We start from the raw sequence: 18,209 nt of genomic DNA on the forward strand, positions 1-18,209 counted from the left end.
ATAGGGGAAATTAAATGAAACGATTTTCTAAATCTAGCAAATTAGATAATGTCTGCTATGACATTCGAGGTCCTGTCCATAAAGAAGCAATGCGATTGGAAGAGGAAGGGCATAAATTACTTAAATTAAATATTGGTAACCCTGCTCCATTTGGTTTTGAAGCTCCTGATGAAGTATTAGTTGATATTATTCGTAACCTACCAACAGCACAGGGTTATGGTGATTCAAAAGGGCTATATTCAGCTCGAAAAGCCATAGTCCAATACTATCAATCAAAAGGATTATTAGATATTGATGTCAATGATGTTTATATTGGTAATGGTGTGTCTGAATTGATCACAATGTCAATGCAAGCGTTATTAAATGAAGGCGATGAAATCCTTATTCCAATGCCTGATTATCCTCTTTGGACGGCAGCAGCCACCCTCTCAGGGGGTAACGTCAAACATTATTTGTGTGATGAAGAGAACAATTGGTTTCCAGATATTGAAGATATTAAATCTAAAATTACCGAGAAAACCAAAGCTATTGTGGTGATCAATCCTAATAATCCAACTGGCGTGGTGTATAGCCGTGAGATTTTATTAGAAATAGCACAAGTGGCACGTGAGCATAACTTAATTATATTTGCAGATGAAATTTATGACAAAATTTTGTATGACGATGCCGTTCATTATCATATCGCTGCATTAGCTCCTGATCTTTTCACTATTACTTTAAATGGTTTATCAAAAGCATATCGAGTCGCAGGATTTCGTCAAGGCTGGATGGTATTAAGTGGCGGTAAAAAATATCAAGCAGAAGGCTATATTGAAGGATTAGATATGCTGTCTTCTATGCGTTTATGTGCCAACACGCCAATGCAACACGGTATTCAAACCGCACTTGGTGGCTATCAAAGTATTAATGAATTTATTGTTCCGGGTGGGCGTTTATTAGAACAACGTGATGTGGCATATAATTTAGTGACACAAATACCGGGTATTAGCTGTGTTAAGCCAAAGGGCGCAATGTATTTATTCCCTAAAATTGACACCGAAATGTACAATATTAAGGACGATCAAAAATTTGTATTAGATTTATTAAAACAGGAAAAAGTGCTTCTAGTACAAGGTACAGGTTTCAATTGGCATAAACCTGACCACTTCCGTATTGTAACCTTGCCTTATGTGTATCAATTAGAAGAAGCAATTGGACGATTAGAGCGATTTTTGAAAAACTATCGTCAGTAGTTTCTGTTACTATACTTCTATTTGGAATGTGTTAGACAATTAATGGATAAAGTTATCGGAGAAGTAAAATACGCTTCTCCGTATTAATGTAAAAATATACTTTACAGCGTATCAATAAGTAAATATACTTTATACCGTATATTAATTTACATAGGAGTATAAATATGGTGATCATCACTCCACAAATGCTTGCGGTTTATTTGAAAGATTATCGTAAACAGAAGAACTTGACTCAAGCTGAAGTTGCCAATCAGGTTGGTTTACGGCAGGCTACCATTTCAGATTTTGAGAAAAACCCTAATAAGGTTACGATTGAAACATTCTTCAAAATTGTGACGGCACTGGGACTGGAAATTCATCTACTGCCAAAATCAGAGAATGAAGAGGGAGTAGATATATGGTAACTCGTCTTAATGTCTTTATGAATGGAGAGTCTGTTGGAGTGTTTACACGAACTTCAGCAGGCGCTTATTATTTTAGCTATGTTGAAAGCTGGTTCAATAGCCCACAATGTCGCCCCATTTCGCTTTCAATGCCACTACGTTTTGAAGCCTATCAAGGAAAAGAGGTGATCAATTTCTTTGATAACTTACTCCCTGATAATCCACAAATTCGTGAACGAATAGCCACACGCTTTCAAGCAGAAACCAAACAACCTTTTGATTTATTGGCAAAGATTGGTCGGGATGCTACAGGTGCAATTACCCTTTTACCTGAAGGTGATGAATTATCCGACTACAAAACTATTCAGGCTGAAGTATTAAATGAAACACGTCTTGCAGAAATTATACAGGGCTACCAACAAAATGCGCCACTTGGTATGTTAGACAGTACACAAGATTTCCGCATTTCTATTGCAGGTGCACAAGAAAAAACCGCACTATTATTTCACAATAATCAGTGGCAGTTACCGCAAGGTTTAACACCTACCACACATATTATTAAGTTACCTATTGGTGAAATTAAAACTGCAAAACATACACTAGACTTGTCGAAAAGTGTAGATAATGAATTGATTTGTTTAAAACTGTGTCAAGCATTTGGTTTGAATACCGCAGAGAGTGATTTACTTACAGTGAGAGATTTGAAAGTACTCGCAGTAAAACGTTTTGACCGTCGTTTAGCTAGTTCAAATGACTATTATTTACGTTTGCCTCACGAAGATTTTTGTCAGGTTTTTGGATTATCTTCAGCACAAAAATACGAAAATGACGGTGGAGTCGGTATTAAAGAGATTATGCAAAAATTACTTTATTCTAATGATACTAACGACCGTCATTCATTTATGCAAACACAATTTATTTTTTGGTTATTAGGGGCTATTGATGGACATTCAAAAAATTTTTCAGTAGCTATTGAACGACAAGGGCGTTATCGTTTATCCCCTGTATATGATGTTATTTCCGCTTATCCAATGCTTGGAGTTAGAGGTTGGCACAAACGTGATTTACAACTGGCTATGAGTTTAAGTAGTACAAAAAAAGGTAAAAAATGGTATTGGCATAGTATTCGAGCAGAACACTATTTGACTACAGCAAAAATAGTAGGTTTTAGTCCAAACGTAATGAAGCAAAGTATTGAGTATATTTGTGATACAGCACAACAAACTATTGATAAAGTAGGTAATGAATTACCTGTTATGATTGATGAAACAGTACGTGACCAAATTTTTACTGGTGTTTTAAAAGCAGTAGGAAAAGTGGTGATATAATAATTTATTACAGAGGATAACCAAATGAAAAAAATAGCTATTTTATTGTTATCAGTATTGATACAAACAGCCAATGCTCAAGAGTTTATCCAATTAATTGGTTTAGAGACAGATCATTCGGGTTTTAGTGACGGTAGTTATAGCGTGATGTATGACAACTCAAATGATGATAAACAAAAAGTAAAACCTTATGTGCCACTTAAAACGTTGGGTATTTATCGCAAGGATAATAAGGTACAGATTTTTAGTTTAGATTATTTATTGGTGCCGACTAAAAAAGGGTTTTTATACGCAACAATGGGAGTAGAGGAAACAAAAATAAACCCCGCTGATTATGAGGAGTATTTATCTGAAGAGGCATTAAAAGAGTATCAACTAGGTTCTTCTATCACTAAACCAAAATTCTTTAAAAATAAAAAACAACTCCTTGCTTTTATGCAAAAACAAATGCCCACTTTTCAAGATGCGATCAGTATAGATTTTGAGAAAATCTCCTACCTTAATGCTAATTTTTATCTAACCACAGGGTTTGAATCAGAGGTGAACGGTAGTGCCTCTTGGTTTAGTGCTACAGAAAAAACAGCGATTTATCCTCTAGATTGGCAAGGGAAATTATCTAATAAATTATTGGACTATGTAGATAACAATACAAAAAGTCAGGTCGTGATAAATGCTGTATCTCAACGCCATTATGAGGATATTGATACAGAAATTACTAAAGATTATTTATTACCTTGGGCGGGGAGTATTGATAACCATAAAGAGGTTTATTTTGATTTACAGATTGGTAATAATGGCGTGTACATCGTACCAATGGTGTTGCTCAATGGTAATTCTTCTCGACGTTTCTTAGCACCAACACAACCTTTGTCTTTGTATAGTAAAAAAGATTTTTATAAAACTAAAATACATAAAGCTTTAAAGCTCACCCCTCCAAAATGGAATCAAACCGATGATTTGTGGTGCTTTAATTCACCTGATCAATCTACTCATATTATAATAGATAAAAATAAAAGGTTAGTTGTAAAGGACATCAAGTCTAATCAAATTTTAGCTTCTCAAAAAATAAATTTTAACAATATAATTATGTCTGAATTTGCTGTGGGTAATTATGCTCAAAAATGGAAAGAGCAGTTTGAGTAAGTGACAGTTTGTTTGACAGGTAGTAGAATAAAATTTTATTGATTATAAAAATAAGGAATTAAATATGGAACAAGTAACCCCCCCCTTGACTTGGAATGAGTTTATGAAAGTCGAGATGAGAGTTGGCACTATTATTTCTGCCGAAAAATTTGAAGAAGTCAGAAATCCTGCGTATAAAATGCAGGTGGATTTTGGCGAATATGGTATTAGAAAAACGTCTGCTCAAATTACACACCGTTACACCCCTGAAACATTAATTGGAAAGCAGGTGATTGCAGTGATTAATTTTCCGCCTAAACAAATTGCAAATATGATGAGCGAGTGTTTGGTTTTAGGCAGTGTTGGAAAAAACAATGAAGTCACTTTGATTGAACCAGAGAGAGCAGTGGAGAATGGAGAGAGAATAGGATAAATAAGTTTCTGCTACTTTTTAAAAACACAAGGGTAAATATAGATGTCATATAATTTAAAAAATCTTGAAGAAGTCATTGCAAATAAATTACAAGAAGCAGTGCATATTTATAAAAATAGAGAATTGAAAGTCTTAGATATTGGCATTTTTCCTTGGCATAAATCTATTGAAATTTCCCTTTTATTTTCAGATGAAAAGGTGGATGTTGATGATATTGCTGCTTGGGAAAATTACAACTTTTCAGATATATATGAAGGCAAATGGCAAGAAGCTCAAATAATCGGTGATGAGATGTATCAGGTGTGGGAAAAAGAGTGTAATGTTATTCCAATATTGGAAGATTTTGCAGAAGCGGTTAGTTCTGATACCGTCACAAATATAATTAAAATGTTTAATTTAGCACCAGATTTTGTTGTGCAACTATTAAATCCTGATGATAGTGAAAGTAAGAATTTTATCTCTAAAAAATTTAACTAAACCAGAGAGCTTAAACAATGAATAAAATCCTCAAACGAGCGATTTATTTGTTAATTTTTGGTATTTTAACCCTTGTCACTCAAATTGGCGGGGTGATTTTTTTACTTTCTCTATTTTTATCAAAACGTATTAAAAAAGTCAGCAAATTACAGGGTACAATGATTTTTATCACCCTGTATTTATTCTCAACATTCTTTGTTATTCCTTTTGTTGCCCCCTTTTTTGGAAGAGAAGCAGTACAGCATAATACTAAAATAAAACCTGCTACTTTTATGACGGATTTATTAAACAGAAATTATGTCAAACCAAAATTAAATCAATTATTACAACAAGTTGCAAAAGAGTTAAAAGGAACAGATATTGAAATCCACTATTTAGATGCGAGTTTTCCTTTTATAAACAAATTTCCCCTATTGCCCCATTTCAGCCATAACGATGGTAAAAAACTAGATATCAGTTTAATTTATGAAACCCCAAATGGCATAATCACCAATAAACAAAAGTCGAATAGTGGCTATGGGGTATTTGAAGCTCCAAAACTTTATGAAAAGAATCAAATTGAAAGGTGTTTTAAAAAAGGTTATTTTCAATATGATTATCCGAAATATTTAACCTTTGGTACGATAAATAATGAGTTAATTTTTTCTACTAAAGGTACGAAAAAATTGATTAATACGGTGTTAAACAATAATAGTTTAGGAAAATTATTTATTGAACCTCATCTAAAAGATCGAATGAAGTTACATCATCAAAAAATTAGGTATCACGGCTGTAGAGCAGTTAGGCACGATGATCATATACATATTCAGTTAAAATAAATTTTATTATAGCGGTGACTTGTTGAACAAAATTTGCAAAAAATGTTGAGTAAGTCACCGCTATACAGAATGATCGTAAACTTTTAACGGCTAATTATAGTAGGGGCGGCATTAGCAAACGTAAGTTTGCGTATATCCGCCCGTAATATAAAGTTTATGGATATTGTTTTAAGAGCAGGGCAAGATCATACTTGTAAACTTACAATATGTTCATTATTTATCTTATTTAAAAGATTAAATGCCAAACAAAAACTGTTTAATTAATGTCTTTCTATGCTTAAATTTTATACATAAAGTTTATTTTCAAATTCAAATAAATAGTTATTTTACTAATAAGTATATTTTTTATTCAAGTATGATTTTGCCCTGGTTTTAAGAGCAGATACTTACAAATTTACCTACTACATTTTATTATTAATTACTTCTAAATTTAGAGGTTAATACATCTGCTATATTTGAGTCTAATTATGTTTTGTGACAATTTTATATTGAGCAACGGGCGGATATACGCAAACTTACGTTTGCTAATGCCGCCCCTACGTTAATTAATATAATATATTGATTTTAAATATTTTTTTAGAGATATGGTGTACTATCTCTCCACACTAAATAAAAGCAAAAAGTTTGCGATTACCCCGAAAGTAAAACAACATCACCATAAAATATACTTGAATATAATATATGAATATACTATTATACTTTTTTAAGATGAGTATAATAGGAGTGGGAATGTGGTTTAAAGAAGTAACAATTAAAACAAATGCAACATGTGAGCAAATTTGGACATTGTGGTCTGATCTTGAAAATTGGCATAAATGGGATAATGACATTGAGTTTGCTCAATTAAATGGAAAATTTGAAGAGGGGGCTTGTGGTATTTTAAAACCTTGCCAAGCACCTAAATTGAGCTTTAAACTGATTAATGTTGATACGCTTAATGAATTTACGGCACGTTCATTTTTACCTTTCACGAAGATGGATTTTATTCATAAAGTCACTGAAAAAGAAGGTGAAATGTATATAACACACGCCGTCCAAATAACAGGATTATTGACGTTTTTATTTTCAAAAATTATTGGTGAAAAGATTATAAAAGGGTTACCAAATTCAATGCATAATTTATCAGAGATGGCAGAAAAGGTGAGTAATGAATAAAGTTTTTAGTGTCGATACGCCAAGTGAAAGCACAGGGTTTTTATTGTGGAAAACAACCAATTTATGGCAACGAGAAATTAAAAGAGCGTTAGTTAAATATGATTTAACTCATACACAATTTGTGATTTTAGCGAGTGTCTATTGGCTATCAACTACACATAAAGATGTCACTCAAGTTGAAATCGCTAATTTTATTGATATTGATAAAATGATGACTTCAAATGTTATTCGTAAACTTATTGATAAAGAATTCATTATCAGAAAAGAGCATCATATTGATACAAGGGCAAAGGTCGTTCAGCTGACAGATAAGGGCGTTGATGTACTTAAAAAATCAGTAGTAGAAGTTGAGCGTTTTGATCATTTATTTTTTGGAAAAGTTTCTGATCAAAGTAAATTTAATAGTGAATTGATAAGATTACTTAATAAATAGTAACTATTTTATACAAAATAAAAAGTGAATAGCGGTGACTTGTTGAACAAAATTTGCAAAAAATGTTGAACAAGTGACCGCTTATATTTAAGTGCAAGTAGTTTTTAAAAATGTGAAGCAAGAGCTATCACTGCAATCCCAATAAGAGGAATGGCAAACCATTGCATAGGGATCCAGAAAAGCGTGTGTTTTTTCTTTAAAATAACAGTTTCATTCGTTTCAGGATCAATAAGTTCTTTCCCTTTTCCACCATTTAGTTTTGAACCCACTAGCCATACGGCGATAGCAGATAATGTTGCAGCAATATCAAAAATATATGCACCAAATGATGTTGCCACTAAAATGGACTGTACTGCAGCGAATATGATAAGTGGAATAAGGGCGGCTAAAAATCCAAATCCTTGCCAAATAATAAACATTTTTTTACCTCGTTATTTAAGTTTTGTGAATGAAGTGTTATATTGTACCCCCCCCTTTCCTATGTCAATTTTGATTTGAATAAAATAGTAAGGAAAAATAACGAATGAAAACTGCCCTAAAAATACTCAAAAAATTATTGTTACTAACTGCTGTTTTAGTGATAATCGGGGTTTTATATGTGAATTTACATCCAACTTTTGGAGACAGTCCAAATGCAGAGAGTATGGATAAAATTCAACAATCTACGCACTTTGATGGAGAGCATTTTCAAAACTTAATTCCTACTAATGCCACTTCAATTGGAATGGCACAAGGTGAGCGAAAAATAGATCGTTTGGCGTTAACAATGAATTTTATTTTTCCGCCAAAGGGTAAAAATCCAGATAAACCGCTAATCACTAAAAAATTAAATTCATTAAATAATGGTGAATTTGTATGGTTAGGACATTCTACGGTATTGTTTAAAACCAATAATACAACGATTATAACGGATCCCATTTTTCATAATGCTTCCCCTATTCCATTTTTAGTAAAACCTTTTGAAATGACCAATACCCCCAAAGTGGCGGATTTGCCTTTTATTGATGTGGTATTGATTTCACACGATCATTATGATCATTTAGATTATCAAGGTATTAAGCAAATGAACGCCAAAGTGGGGCATTTTTATGTACCTTTAGGGGTTAAGGCACACTTATTGCGTTGGGGAGTGGCGAATGAAAAAGTCACTGAATATGATTGGTATGAAGGGGTAAACTTTAATCATATCCAATTTGTTTTTGCTCCTAGTCGCCATTTTAGTGGCAGAGGGATTTTTAATCATCGTCAGACTTTATGGGGTTCGTGGGCAGTTATCGCCCCAAAACTTAAAGCTTACTTTAGCGGAGACGGGGGCTATTCCCCTGAATTTGTAAAAATTGGACAGCGTTTTGGTGGTTTTGATATCGCCTTTATGGAAGATGGTGCTTATAACGAAAGTTGGAAAGATATTCATATGCTCCCAGAACAAACCGCTCAAGCCAGTATTGATATTCAAACCAAAGTGGTTTTACCGATACATTGGGGCAAGTTTGACTTAGCCACTCATCAATGGAATGAACCAGTGCAACGTATCGCCAAAGCCTTACAAAAATATAATGATAAGGTTTCAGAACAAGATAAAATTAAATTAGCCACTCCTAGAATTGGTGAAATTTTTGATTTGAATAAGTTACCTAAATTTGAATGGTGGGAAGAGTAGATTATAGCGGTCACTTGTTGAGTAAAATTTGCAAAAATATCAGCATACGAGATTAAAGGAATAAATATGAATTGGGATGAACTATTTTTACTGCTTAATGATTTTAAGTTCTTTTGTTTTTTCTATCGAAATAATGAAAATAGAAATGCGTATAGTGGTAGAATTTTTATGAAAAATCAACCAGATAATGAATATGGAACCTATGATAATTTATCGGAAATTATTATTCCTAAAGTACATTATTTTACTCCTACTTCTGAATCTAAAGTTGAAAGTAATATTGATGGAATTTACCTGTTATTGAAAAACTCCAGAATTGAAAAATATTTTACTTTAGACAAAAGCAATGAAGAGTTAATTATCTCTAAGTGTTTAGATAAAGCTTAAATGAATTGGAAAAGATAAAATGAATGCTTTTTATACAAAAGAAAATATAGAAGATTTATATCATTACTATTATGAGTGGATTGACTTTTTAGATTTTATATATGAACCGTCAAAAGTTATTGAAAATTATGCGTTTATTGAAGCTGATGTAAAAGAAAAATTTGTATCAGTGGGGTGGGATCAAGAGAATAATATTGGTCTGATATGGATTCCTCCTTTTGCGGTAGGTAGTATTGTTTTAGGTGGTGAACAAGCCTTTTTAGAAAAATATCGCCCAAAACAATGTGAAGAGGGGAACTTACGGACTGATTGGTGGACAAAAAGATTGTTATTGTTTCACGTTAAGAATAAATCAGATGGAACATCTATAATTTTATCTCCAATAGAGTTGGAAATACCGAATTATGGGGTGTAAATAAAAAATTATGGGGAAAAATCGTACTTGAAATCCCCCCCTCCTAGCCTCCCCCCGCCAAAGCGGAGGGAGGAACGATTATATAAGCTAAAAATTCCCTCCTCCGCTTGCGGGGGAGGGTGAGGGAGGGGGAATATTTAAGTTAAAAGTATGCCGTCACCCTTGTCAGAATTATATAAACCACCTCGTTTTGTTCTTGATAATATACTAGGATTAAATTAAACAACAGGATGAAAATAATGAAAACACAATTTAAACAAATACTTCTTGCAGGTTTATGTACTGCATTGTTTAGTGGAGGGGCTATTGCCGAGCCAAACACTCAAAACAAACAAATTCCAGTTTCACAACAAATGCAACATCAGAAAAACCTTGTTGAAGTAGCTTTTGTACTGGATACAACAGGTTCTATGAGATCGTTGATTGATGGAGCAAAAAAGAAAATTTGGTCTATTGCGAATACCATTGTTGATATTAATCCAAATGCAGAAATTCGTATGGCATTGGTAGCCTATCGTGATCGTGGTGATGATTATGTCGTCAAAACAGTACATAATTTAGATACTGATGTGCAATCACTTTATTCTGCATTAACCAGGCTGGAAGCTGATGGTGGTGGAGATATGCCTGAATCAGTAAATGAAGCACTTGATAAGGGGGTTAATAAGCTGCAATGGAGTACGGATAAGAATGCCAAGCGTGTTTTATTCTTAGTAGGTGATGCACCTCCACATATGGATTATTTGGATGAAAAACAATATCCTGCGATTATTAATGAAGCAACGGAGAAAAGTATTCTTGTAAATACCGTTCAGGCAGGGGATAGCAGAGCGACCAAAAAAGTGTGGAAAAAAATGGCACGTTTAGGTAAAGGTACGTATTTAGCTATTCCGCAAGATGGTGGTCAAGTTGTACAAATTGATACGCCTTATGATGATGAAATTTTAAGAAAGCAAGAAGCGTTGGATACAACGATTATTGTCTATGGTGACCATAGCGTACAAGCTGAAGTCGTTTCTAAAATGAAAGTGCGTAGTGCGGCACCTAAAGCAACACAAGTTGATAATGCAAGTTACTATGCCAAGAAGAAAGGCGTTAAAAAAGTTATTTCTGGAGCGGGTGACTTAGTGGCGGATATTAAAAATAAAGAAGTGGCATTAGAGGAACTAGAAGAGAGTAAATTACCTGAAGTGTTAAAAAATAAAAGCACGAAGGAAAAGCAAGCCATTATTCAAGAGAAGTTAAAAAAACGTCAATCATTAGAAGCGGAAATCGCTACTTTAGTTAAGAAGCGAGATGACTACTTGAAACAGCATAAAACAGAAAAGTCTGATTCATTTGATGGCGTAGTCAAAGAAACGTTAAATAAACAGTTAAAGGATAAATAGATAAAAAAGCCTTACTTTATTTGAGTAAGGCTTTTTGTATTACTTGTCCCATTCTAAAGTAGGTTTATAAAATGCCAGTTTGATAATCAGATAAAATCTTATTTGGCATTAACAAATCTTATCTAAAATACGTTATACTTCTCCTTATTTTTCATATTCTAAATTGACCAATGAACTTAATTCAAATTGCATTACCTGTGCCGTTAAATCGTTATTTTGATTACTTTTTGCCCGCCGAAATGAAAGTGGTGCAAGGGGCGAGGGTTGTTGTGCCTTTTGGAAATCAAAAAAAAATAGGGATTGTGGTCGGTTTTCCTGAAACCACAGATATTCCAAAAGATAAACTTAAACCCATCTTATCTGTGTTAGATGAACAATCTTTGTTTGATGATGAAATTTTGCAATTATTAAAATGGTCAGCAGATTATTATCATAGTCCTTTAGGTGAAGTGTTGCAAAGTGCATTGCCAGTTAAATTACGACAAGGAGAAAGCTGTGAGCGAGCGGTATTAGAACAATTTTCTGTCACAGAAATTGGTCATAAAGCACTGCTAAATGGCACCTTAAACCGGGCAAAAAAGCAACAGCAACTTTTAACTGAATTAACCCAATTTGCAAATTTCTTTGAGAAACCGACCGCTTGTAGTTCGTCTGTTTGGAAAGCCTTGTTGGAAAAAGGCTTTGTTAAGAAAGAAAAACTCTCTTTTGAAAGTAAAACGTGGTTGGAAAAATTAGGTGATAATGAGCAATGTAATACGAGTAATAAATTAAGGTTGAATAAGCAACAAGCCCTAATAGTAGGACGTTTACAGTATCAAAAAGGTTTTGGGGCTTTTTTATTAAATGGCGTCACAGGTTCAGGAAAAACCGAAGTCTATTTACAAGTTATTGAAACAGTATTAGAAAAAGGAAAACAAGTTTTAGTTTTAGTCCCTGAAATTGGTTTAACCCCTCAAACAATTGCTCGATTTAAAGCTCGTTTCAATGTAGAAATTGATACCGTGCATTCTAATTTGAATGATACTGAACGCTTAAATGTGTGGCTCAGGGCGAAAAATGGTGAAAATGCAATTGTGATTGGCACTCGTTCAGCACTCTTTAGTCAATTTAAGAATTTGGGTTTAATCATTATTGATGAGGAACACGATAGTTCATTTAAACAGCAAGATGGTTGGCGTTATAATGCACGAGATTTAGCGGTGCTACGTGCAAAAAATAATGATATTCCGATTATTTTAGGTTCAGCCACACCAAGTTTAGAGAGTGTGCAAAATGTACAAAATGGTAAGTTTACTGAGTTAGTATTAAAAAATCGAGCAGGAGATGCTCAGCTGGCTCAACAATTTGTGATTGATTTGAAGACACAACAAATTCACTCAGGGCTATCGCAACAATTATTATCAATGATGAAGACCCACCTAGAGCAAGGCAATCAAGTAATGCTATTTCTCAACCGTCGTGGGTTTGCTCCTGTGTTACTTTGTCACGAATGTGGTTGGATTTGTGAATGTCGCTCTTGTGAAAAGCCTTATACTTACCATCAGAAAAAGAGCGTGCTGCGTTGTCATCATTGCGCTTCTCAAAAGATTATTCCTAAACAATGTGGGCATTGCGGTTCTATCAATTTAGTGACAACAGGTATTGGTACAGAACAGTTAGAGCAAGAATTAATCAAGAGATTTAATCGCTACAGTGTCACGAGAATAGATCGAGATAGTACAATACGAAAGGGATCATTAGATAAGCATTTATCTGATATTCAGCAAGGTAAAAGTCAAATTCTAATTGGTACGCAAATGTTGGCTAAAGGACATCACTTCCCAAATGTAACGCTAGTTGCAATTGTAAATGTGGATAGTGCATTATTCTCTACAGACTTTAGAGCCGAGGAACGTTTAGCACAGCTTTATATTCAAGTGGCAGGCAGAGCAGGACGAGCTGAAAAGAAAGGTACTGTGGTGTTACAAACTCATTATCCTGAACACCCATTACTAAAGTCACTGCTTATAAAAGGTTATGACGAATTTACGAAAACAGCGTTAGAAATGCGACAACTAATGAGTTTACCGCCATTTTCAGCTCAAGTATTATTTAAAGCAACAGGGCGAAATAATGAAAAAATTTCAAATTTTTTAACTGATCTTACCGCTTATTTTCAGCAACAAATTACTGCTCATCAATGGCAAGACTTTCAACTCCTTCCTCCAATGGCAGCGCCTATGGCAAAAAAAGCAGGGCAGTACCGTTGGCAATTGCTAATTCAACATCATTCAAAAGCAATGTTACAACAACTACTTAATCAGTTTGATTTAGATAAAAATCGGCTTGAAATACCGTCTAATATTCGATTGGTTTTAGATGTTGATCCATTGGATTTTAGTTAAGTGATACAAGGGACAAATTATGTCAAAAATAAAAAAAGAAAAATTACGAGTAAAAGGCTTATCTATTGAGGTTTATACGGAAGATTTTCGTAATGATTATATTAGCTTGACGGATATTGCGAAATATAGAAATGCGGAAGATCCCCGTTTTGTTATTCAGAATTGGATGAGAAATCGAAATACTTTAGAATTTATTGGAATATGGGAAACGTTAAATAATCAAAATTTTAACCGTGTGCAATTCGACACGTTTAAAAATGAGTCTGGTTTAAATCGTTTTATTATGACACCACAAAAATGGATTGAAACAACTAATGCAATAGGTATTGTTTCAAAATCAGGTAGGTATGGAGGTACTTATGCACATTCTGATATTGCAGTGGAGTTTGCCTCTTGGATTTCTGCAGAATTTAAACTCTATATTATTCAAGATTATAAACGCTTAAAAACCGATGAAAATTCAAAATTATCGCTTTCTTGGAATTTGAATCGAGAAATTTCAAAAATTAATTATAAACTGCATACTGATGCAATTAAAAAGCATTTATTAGAAAACCTTACACCCGCACAGCTTTCTTATAAATATGCCTCAGAAGCTGATATGTTAAATGTGGCTCTGTTTAATCAAAGAGCAAAAGATTGGCGTGATGAAAACCCTGATTTAAAAGGAAATATGCGAGATTATGCGGGTTTAAATGAATTATTAGTGCTTGCAAATATGGAAAGTTATAATGCAATTTTAATTGAAAAAGGGATCGAGCAGAGAGAACGAATGATCGAATTGAGAAATTTAGCAAAAACACAATTATTATCATTAGAACGCTTAAATAGCCCTGATATAAAAAACTAACCTAGCTTACTGTTAGCATTCACTTTTTCAATTCGTTATAATTCGACAAATTTTTTATAAAGGATACTAAATAAAAATGACACAATTACAAACCCCTTACTATTTAATTGATAAATCAAAACTACAACGTAATATGGAAAAAATTGCCTATGTGCAACAAAAATCAGGGGCAAAAGCCTTATTAGCATTAAAATGTTTTGCAACGTGGTCAGTGTTTGATTTTATGTCGCAATATATGGCAGGGACAACTTCGTCATCACTTTATGAAGTGAAATTAGGTAAAGATAAATTTGGGGGTGAAACCCACGCTTATAGTGTTGCTTATTCACCAGATGAAATTGATGAAGTTGTCGCTAATGCTGATAAGATTATTTTTAATTCAATTAATCAACTAAAACGTTACAAAGATCACGCTAAAAATATTCAACGTGGTTTACGAGTAAATCCTCGTGTGAGTACTTCAAGTTTTTTACTAGCGGATCCCGCTCGCCCTTATAGTCGTTTAGGGGAATGGGATTTGCAAAAAATCGAAGAAATCTTACCGCTTATTAATGGTTTTATGTTTCATAATAACTGTGAAAATCCAAGTTTTGAAAAATTTGATGAAATGCTAACCCATATTGAAAACCACTTTGGTGAATTATTACATCAAGTGGATTGGGTCAGTTTAGGTGGTGGTATTCATTTTACAGGAAAAGATTATCCCATCGACCAATTTGCAGATCGTTTAAAGCAATTTTCTGAAAAATTTGGTGTTCAAGTTTATTTAGAACCCGGTGAGGCGTCTATTACTTTGAGTTGTAGCTTTGAAACCACTGTATTAGATGTGGGTAATAATGAAAAAGATTATGTGATTGTGGATAGTTCTATTGAGGCACATTTATTAGATTTATTGATTTATCGCTCAGAAGCACGTTTAACCGAAGATGAGTTTTATGGCAAAGGGGATTATCAATATCTTGTTTGTGGAAAATCCTGTTTAGCAGGAGATATTTTTGGTGAATATAAATTTGAAAAACCATTACAAATTGGCGATCGTCTTTCATTTTGTGATACAGCAGGGTATTCAATGGTTAAAAAGAACTGGTTTAATGGTGTAAATATGCCCTCTATTGCCATTAAAGAGCTTGATGGAACGGTTAAATTAGTTAAACAGTTTGGGTATCAGGATTATGTAGAGAGTTTGTCTTAATCTAAGATTTTGAAATACTATGAACAACAACCACCTAATCCAAATAACATATATCAGTTTAATGGGATTTATCTTTCCCATTATGCGGTTTATGAGCCTCCATTTTGATACGATCAATAATAATGCAGTACGATTTTTATCAGGAGGCTTAGTTCTTATTTTTATTATTCTATTTAAATTTAGAACCGAAATAAGAAAAATCATAAGCGATCCTACCTTAATCATAAAATTACTCATTTTGGGTATTTTTATGGTTGGGAATATGTATTTTTTTATTAATGGATTACAACAAACCTCTGCGGTAACAGGAAGTCTTTTTGGTATTTTAGCAATGCCTTTAGCCATTTTAATGGCAGCGATTTTTTTTGAAGATGAGCGAACTCGCTGTAAACAAAAACGTTTTTATTTAGGGGCAACAATCACTTTTACTGGCGCTATTCTTTTTATCTTTTTTGCAAAGCAACCTAATATAGAACAGAACTTTTTAATGGGAAGCTTATTTTTAGGTATTTCTATTTTTATTCAATCCATTCAGAATATCTTTGTTAAAACCATTTCTAAACAATTACACAGTGTGGTAATCAGTGCTTCAACAGCCAGTATCGCAGGGCTTATTTATTTACTTATAGCAATTCAGACCCAAAAAATCACACAACTACAAACGGTTGAATGGTCGCTACTGATTGGGTTAAGTTGTGCAGGGATTTATGGCATATTGGTCGGAATGTTTATGTCTTTTTATATAATGTCTACACAAGGCGTTGTGATTTTTAATGTTATTCGTCTTACCGTTCCTATTTCTACTGCGATAACAAGTTATTTTATACTTGGAGAAACAATTAATATTTATCAAGTGATTGGGGCTGCGGTGGTGATTTTGGGTAGTGTTATTGTATTAAAAACAAAAAATTAGCTAAGTGAACCTTAATTATAAGCGGGTACATTTAGACAAAAAATTACAAAAAGTTTGAATAATGTAACCGCTATGATTTTAGGTTTTAGACTTTCTGTCCAAATATTCTATCACTCAATTTTACATACCACGCCGCCGCTTGTACTTGAATAATATACGCCATTGCGATAACAATAGAAATTTCTGCACCTGATTCTCCAAATACGGTCATTGCAATAGCCAGTGCGATCGATAAATTTCGCATTACTGTGCCATAAACGACGGCAATGGCATCTTCTCGATTAAAAAACACCTTAGCCACAATGGTACTTAACGCGAAATTAATAACATATAAAATAATGATAGGCGTTAAATAACTGATAAGTACAGTAGGCTCTGCGGTTATGGATTTGGCTTTTAGTGCCATTGCCACAAATACAATACCTAATACCCCTAATGTTGAAAACATCGGAACTTTGGGTTTAATATTTTTTTGATAGTGTTCTTGACCAAATTTTTTTACTAAATATTTACGAGTAACCAGTCCCATAAACATAGGTAAGAAAACCACAAACATAATGGACGTAAACACTTGTTGTACAGGAATTTCAATACTTTTTCCCATTAACCATTTGGCATATAAAGGTGTTGCAATAGAGCCTAAAATAAGTCCAAATACGGTCATTTGGATTGCTGCATTGATATTGCCTTTGGCAAATCCTGTCCAAGATATAGTCATTCCACTGGTTGGGAGTAGGGCAACAAATAAAATGCCTAATCGAATTAAAGGTTGTTCAGGAAAGAATAGTTTTCCTAAAAAGAAGGCAATAAAAGGGATAACGGCAAAATTTAAAAATTGTGCCACAATCTGTGCTTTCAATTCTTTAGGTGATAAAACAGCTTCAAGTTTTAAGTTAATCATCATTGGATAAACCATTAAAAAAGTTAATGGGACAATGGTGATTTTTAAAAAACGCATATCAAAAATAGAGCCACTGCTAATTCCCAAAATCATTACAATTGGAATTGCCCAAACTAAATTTTTTTGAATAACTGCTAATATTTTCCACATAATAAAAATTACAATCCTTAGTTAAAACACAAAATGCCACTTAGACAGTGGCATTAAAATAATGTTAATCTAAACTCTTCATTAGCTAATTTGTAATGAACCTTTAGCATTCATAATAAGATCAATCACTTCGCCGCCATCAATAATATCAAAACGTGAATCAATTTGTTCTGGAGTGATTTTGTTATGAACCATACAAGCCTTACAAACTAAGATTTTTCCCCCTTTTTCAATGAAGGCTTCTTGTAATGCTTTTAATCCACCAAAAGGGGTACCGATATCAATATTATCAACCTTTCCTGGAATAGCGAGACTTACCGCATCAACCATTAAAAGAATGGTTGCAGAATAGCCTTTTTCTAATACTTTATTTGCCAGTGTAAAAGCCACAGTGGGTTTATTCGGGTTGGTTTCATTTTCAAAAATAGTACCAACGTAATCATAATGTGTCGTCATTTTAGCCTCTTTTTTAATTTGGGATATATTTAATATCATATTATTTTAATATCAAACTATACCAACATTAAAGAATGAGATCAATTAAAATTGTAAAAACATTAAAATATCTTACCGCTTAAAACTAAATTT

Annotated in this window: 20 protein-coding genes; 17 read left to right on the forward strand and 3 right to left on the reverse strand. The window is 33.4% G+C overall.

From position 1 onward, the window contains the following. Positions 1–14: 14 nt before the first annotated feature. From A6B44_RS03385 to A6B44_RS03425, 9 genes are all read left to right on the forward strand, one after another. A complete protein-coding gene (locus A6B44_RS03385) occupies positions 15–1,232 on the forward strand; it encodes a pyridoxal phosphate-dependent aminotransferase (RefSeq protein WP_090922459.1) in 1,218 nt (405 codons plus the stop codon). Positions 1,233–1,396: 164 nt separating this feature from the next. After that, a complete protein-coding gene (locus A6B44_RS03390) occupies positions 1,397–1,636 on the forward strand; it encodes a helix-turn-helix domain-containing protein (RefSeq protein WP_090922457.1) in 240 nt (79 codons plus the stop codon). After that, positions 1,630–2,943, forward strand: a complete 1,314-nt coding sequence (locus A6B44_RS03395) for a HipA domain-containing protein (protein WP_090922455.1) — start codon at positions 1,630–1,632, stop codon at positions 2,941–2,943. The genes A6B44_RS03390 and A6B44_RS03395 overlap by 7 nt, the downstream gene beginning before the upstream one ends. 24 nt (positions 2,944–2,967) lie before the next feature. Then, positions 2,968–4,086: a hypothetical protein gene (locus A6B44_RS03400; RefSeq protein ID WP_090922452.1), complete on the forward strand. Its 1,119-nt coding sequence runs from the start codon at positions 2,968–2,970 to the stop codon at positions 4,084–4,086. A gap of 64 nt (positions 4,087–4,150) precedes the next feature. Further along, entirely contained in the window at positions 4,151–4,498 is a 348-nt protein-coding gene (locus tag A6B44_RS03405; protein ID WP_176673456.1) for a tRNA-binding protein, read from the forward strand. Positions 4,499–4,540: 42 nt separating this feature from the next. After that, positions 4,541–4,975 carry a hypothetical protein gene (locus A6B44_RS03410; RefSeq protein ID WP_090922448.1) on the forward strand — a complete coding sequence of 145 codons (435 nt, stop codon included), beginning with the start codon at positions 4,541–4,543 and terminating at the stop codon, positions 4,973–4,975. 17 nt (positions 4,976–4,992) lie between these two features. Beyond that, positions 4,993–5,793 (forward strand): hypothetical protein, encoded by an 801-nt coding sequence (locus tag A6B44_RS03415; RefSeq protein ID WP_090922445.1) that lies wholly within the window; start codon positions 4,993–4,995, stop codon positions 5,791–5,793. 729 nt (positions 5,794–6,522) lie between these two features. Beyond that, the gene (locus tag A6B44_RS03420; RefSeq protein WP_090922443.1) at positions 6,523–6,948 is read left to right on the forward strand and encodes an SRPBCC family protein; all 426 of its coding nucleotides are present in this window, start codon (positions 6,523–6,525) and stop codon (positions 6,946–6,948) included. Further along, positions 6,941–7,381 carry a MarR family winged helix-turn-helix transcriptional regulator gene (locus tag A6B44_RS03425; RefSeq protein ID WP_090922441.1) on the forward strand — a complete coding sequence of 147 codons (441 nt, stop codon included), beginning with the start codon at positions 6,941–6,943 and terminating at the stop codon, positions 7,379–7,381. Before A6B44_RS03420 ends, A6B44_RS03425 begins: the two co-directional genes overlap by 8 nt. Before the next feature lie 104 nt (positions 7,382–7,485). Here the strand turns inward: A6B44_RS03425 and A6B44_RS03430 are convergent, their stop codons facing one another. Then, the gene (locus A6B44_RS03430) at positions 7,486–7,800 is read right to left on the reverse strand and encodes a hypothetical protein (protein WP_090922439.1); all 315 of its coding nucleotides are present in this window, start codon (positions 7,798–7,800) and stop codon (positions 7,486–7,488) included. A 104-nt stretch (positions 7,801–7,904) separates the two neighbouring features. On the opposite strand from A6B44_RS03430, the gene A6B44_RS03435 reads away from it, so the two are divergent. The 8 genes from A6B44_RS03435 (at position 7,905) to A6B44_RS03470 (ending at position 16,570) form a co-directional block, all read left to right on the forward strand. After that, positions 7,905–9,041 (forward strand): MBL fold metallo-hydrolase, encoded by a 1,137-nt coding sequence (locus tag A6B44_RS03435; RefSeq protein ID WP_090922437.1) that lies wholly within the window; start codon positions 7,905–7,907, stop codon positions 9,039–9,041. A 66-nt stretch (positions 9,042–9,107) separates the two neighbouring features. Next, positions 9,108–9,428: a hypothetical protein gene (locus A6B44_RS03440; RefSeq protein WP_090922435.1), complete on the forward strand. Its 321-nt coding sequence runs from the start codon at positions 9,108–9,110 to the stop codon at positions 9,426–9,428. Between the two features lie 19 nt (positions 9,429–9,447). Beyond that, entirely contained in the window at positions 9,448–9,843 is a 396-nt protein-coding gene (locus A6B44_RS03445; protein WP_090922433.1) for a hypothetical protein, read from the forward strand. 239 nt (positions 9,844–10,082) lie between these two features. Next, the gene (locus A6B44_RS03450) at positions 10,083–11,231 is read left to right on the forward strand and encodes a vWA domain-containing protein (protein WP_176673457.1); all 1,149 of its coding nucleotides are present in this window, start codon (positions 10,083–10,085) and stop codon (positions 11,229–11,231) included. A gap of 170 nt (positions 11,232–11,401) precedes the next feature. Next, positions 11,402–13,615: a primosomal protein N' gene (priA, locus tag A6B44_RS03455; protein WP_090922429.1), complete on the forward strand. Its 2,214-nt coding sequence runs from the start codon at positions 11,402–11,404 to the stop codon at positions 13,613–13,615. A gap of 19 nt (positions 13,616–13,634) precedes the next feature. Further along, on the forward strand, positions 13,635–14,465 hold the full coding sequence (locus tag A6B44_RS03460) for a KilA-N domain-containing protein (protein WP_090922427.1): 831 nt from the start codon (positions 13,635–13,637) through the stop codon (positions 14,463–14,465). 76 nt (positions 14,466–14,541) lie between these two features. Next, complete coding sequence (gene nspC / locus A6B44_RS03465) at positions 14,542–15,657, forward strand: carboxynorspermidine decarboxylase (protein WP_090922425.1); 1,116 nt, start codon at positions 14,542–14,544, stop codon at positions 15,655–15,657. A gap of 61 nt (positions 15,658–15,718) precedes the next feature. Further along, complete coding sequence (locus tag A6B44_RS03470) at positions 15,719–16,570, forward strand: DMT family transporter (RefSeq protein ID WP_281360096.1); 852 nt, start codon at positions 15,719–15,721, stop codon at positions 16,568–16,570. Positions 16,571–16,655: 85 nt separating this feature from the next. On the opposite strand, the gene A6B44_RS03475 is transcribed toward A6B44_RS03470, so the two are convergent. Both A6B44_RS03475 and A6B44_RS03480 read right to left on the reverse strand, forming a co-directional pair. Beyond that, a complete protein-coding gene (locus A6B44_RS03475; RefSeq protein WP_090922422.1) occupies positions 16,656–17,621 on the reverse strand; it encodes an arsenic resistance protein in 966 nt (321 codons plus the stop codon). A gap of 81 nt (positions 17,622–17,702) precedes the next feature. Next, on the reverse strand, positions 17,703–18,077 hold the full coding sequence (locus A6B44_RS03480) for a DsrE family protein (RefSeq protein WP_090922420.1): 375 nt from the start codon (positions 18,075–18,077) through the stop codon (positions 17,703–17,705). Between the last annotated feature and the right edge of the window lie 132 nt (positions 18,078–18,209).

This window comes from Pasteurella skyensis, from assembly GCF_013377295.1.
Classification (GTDB): Bacteria; Pseudomonadota; Gammaproteobacteria; order Enterobacterales; family Pasteurellaceae; genus Phocoenobacter; species Phocoenobacter skyensis.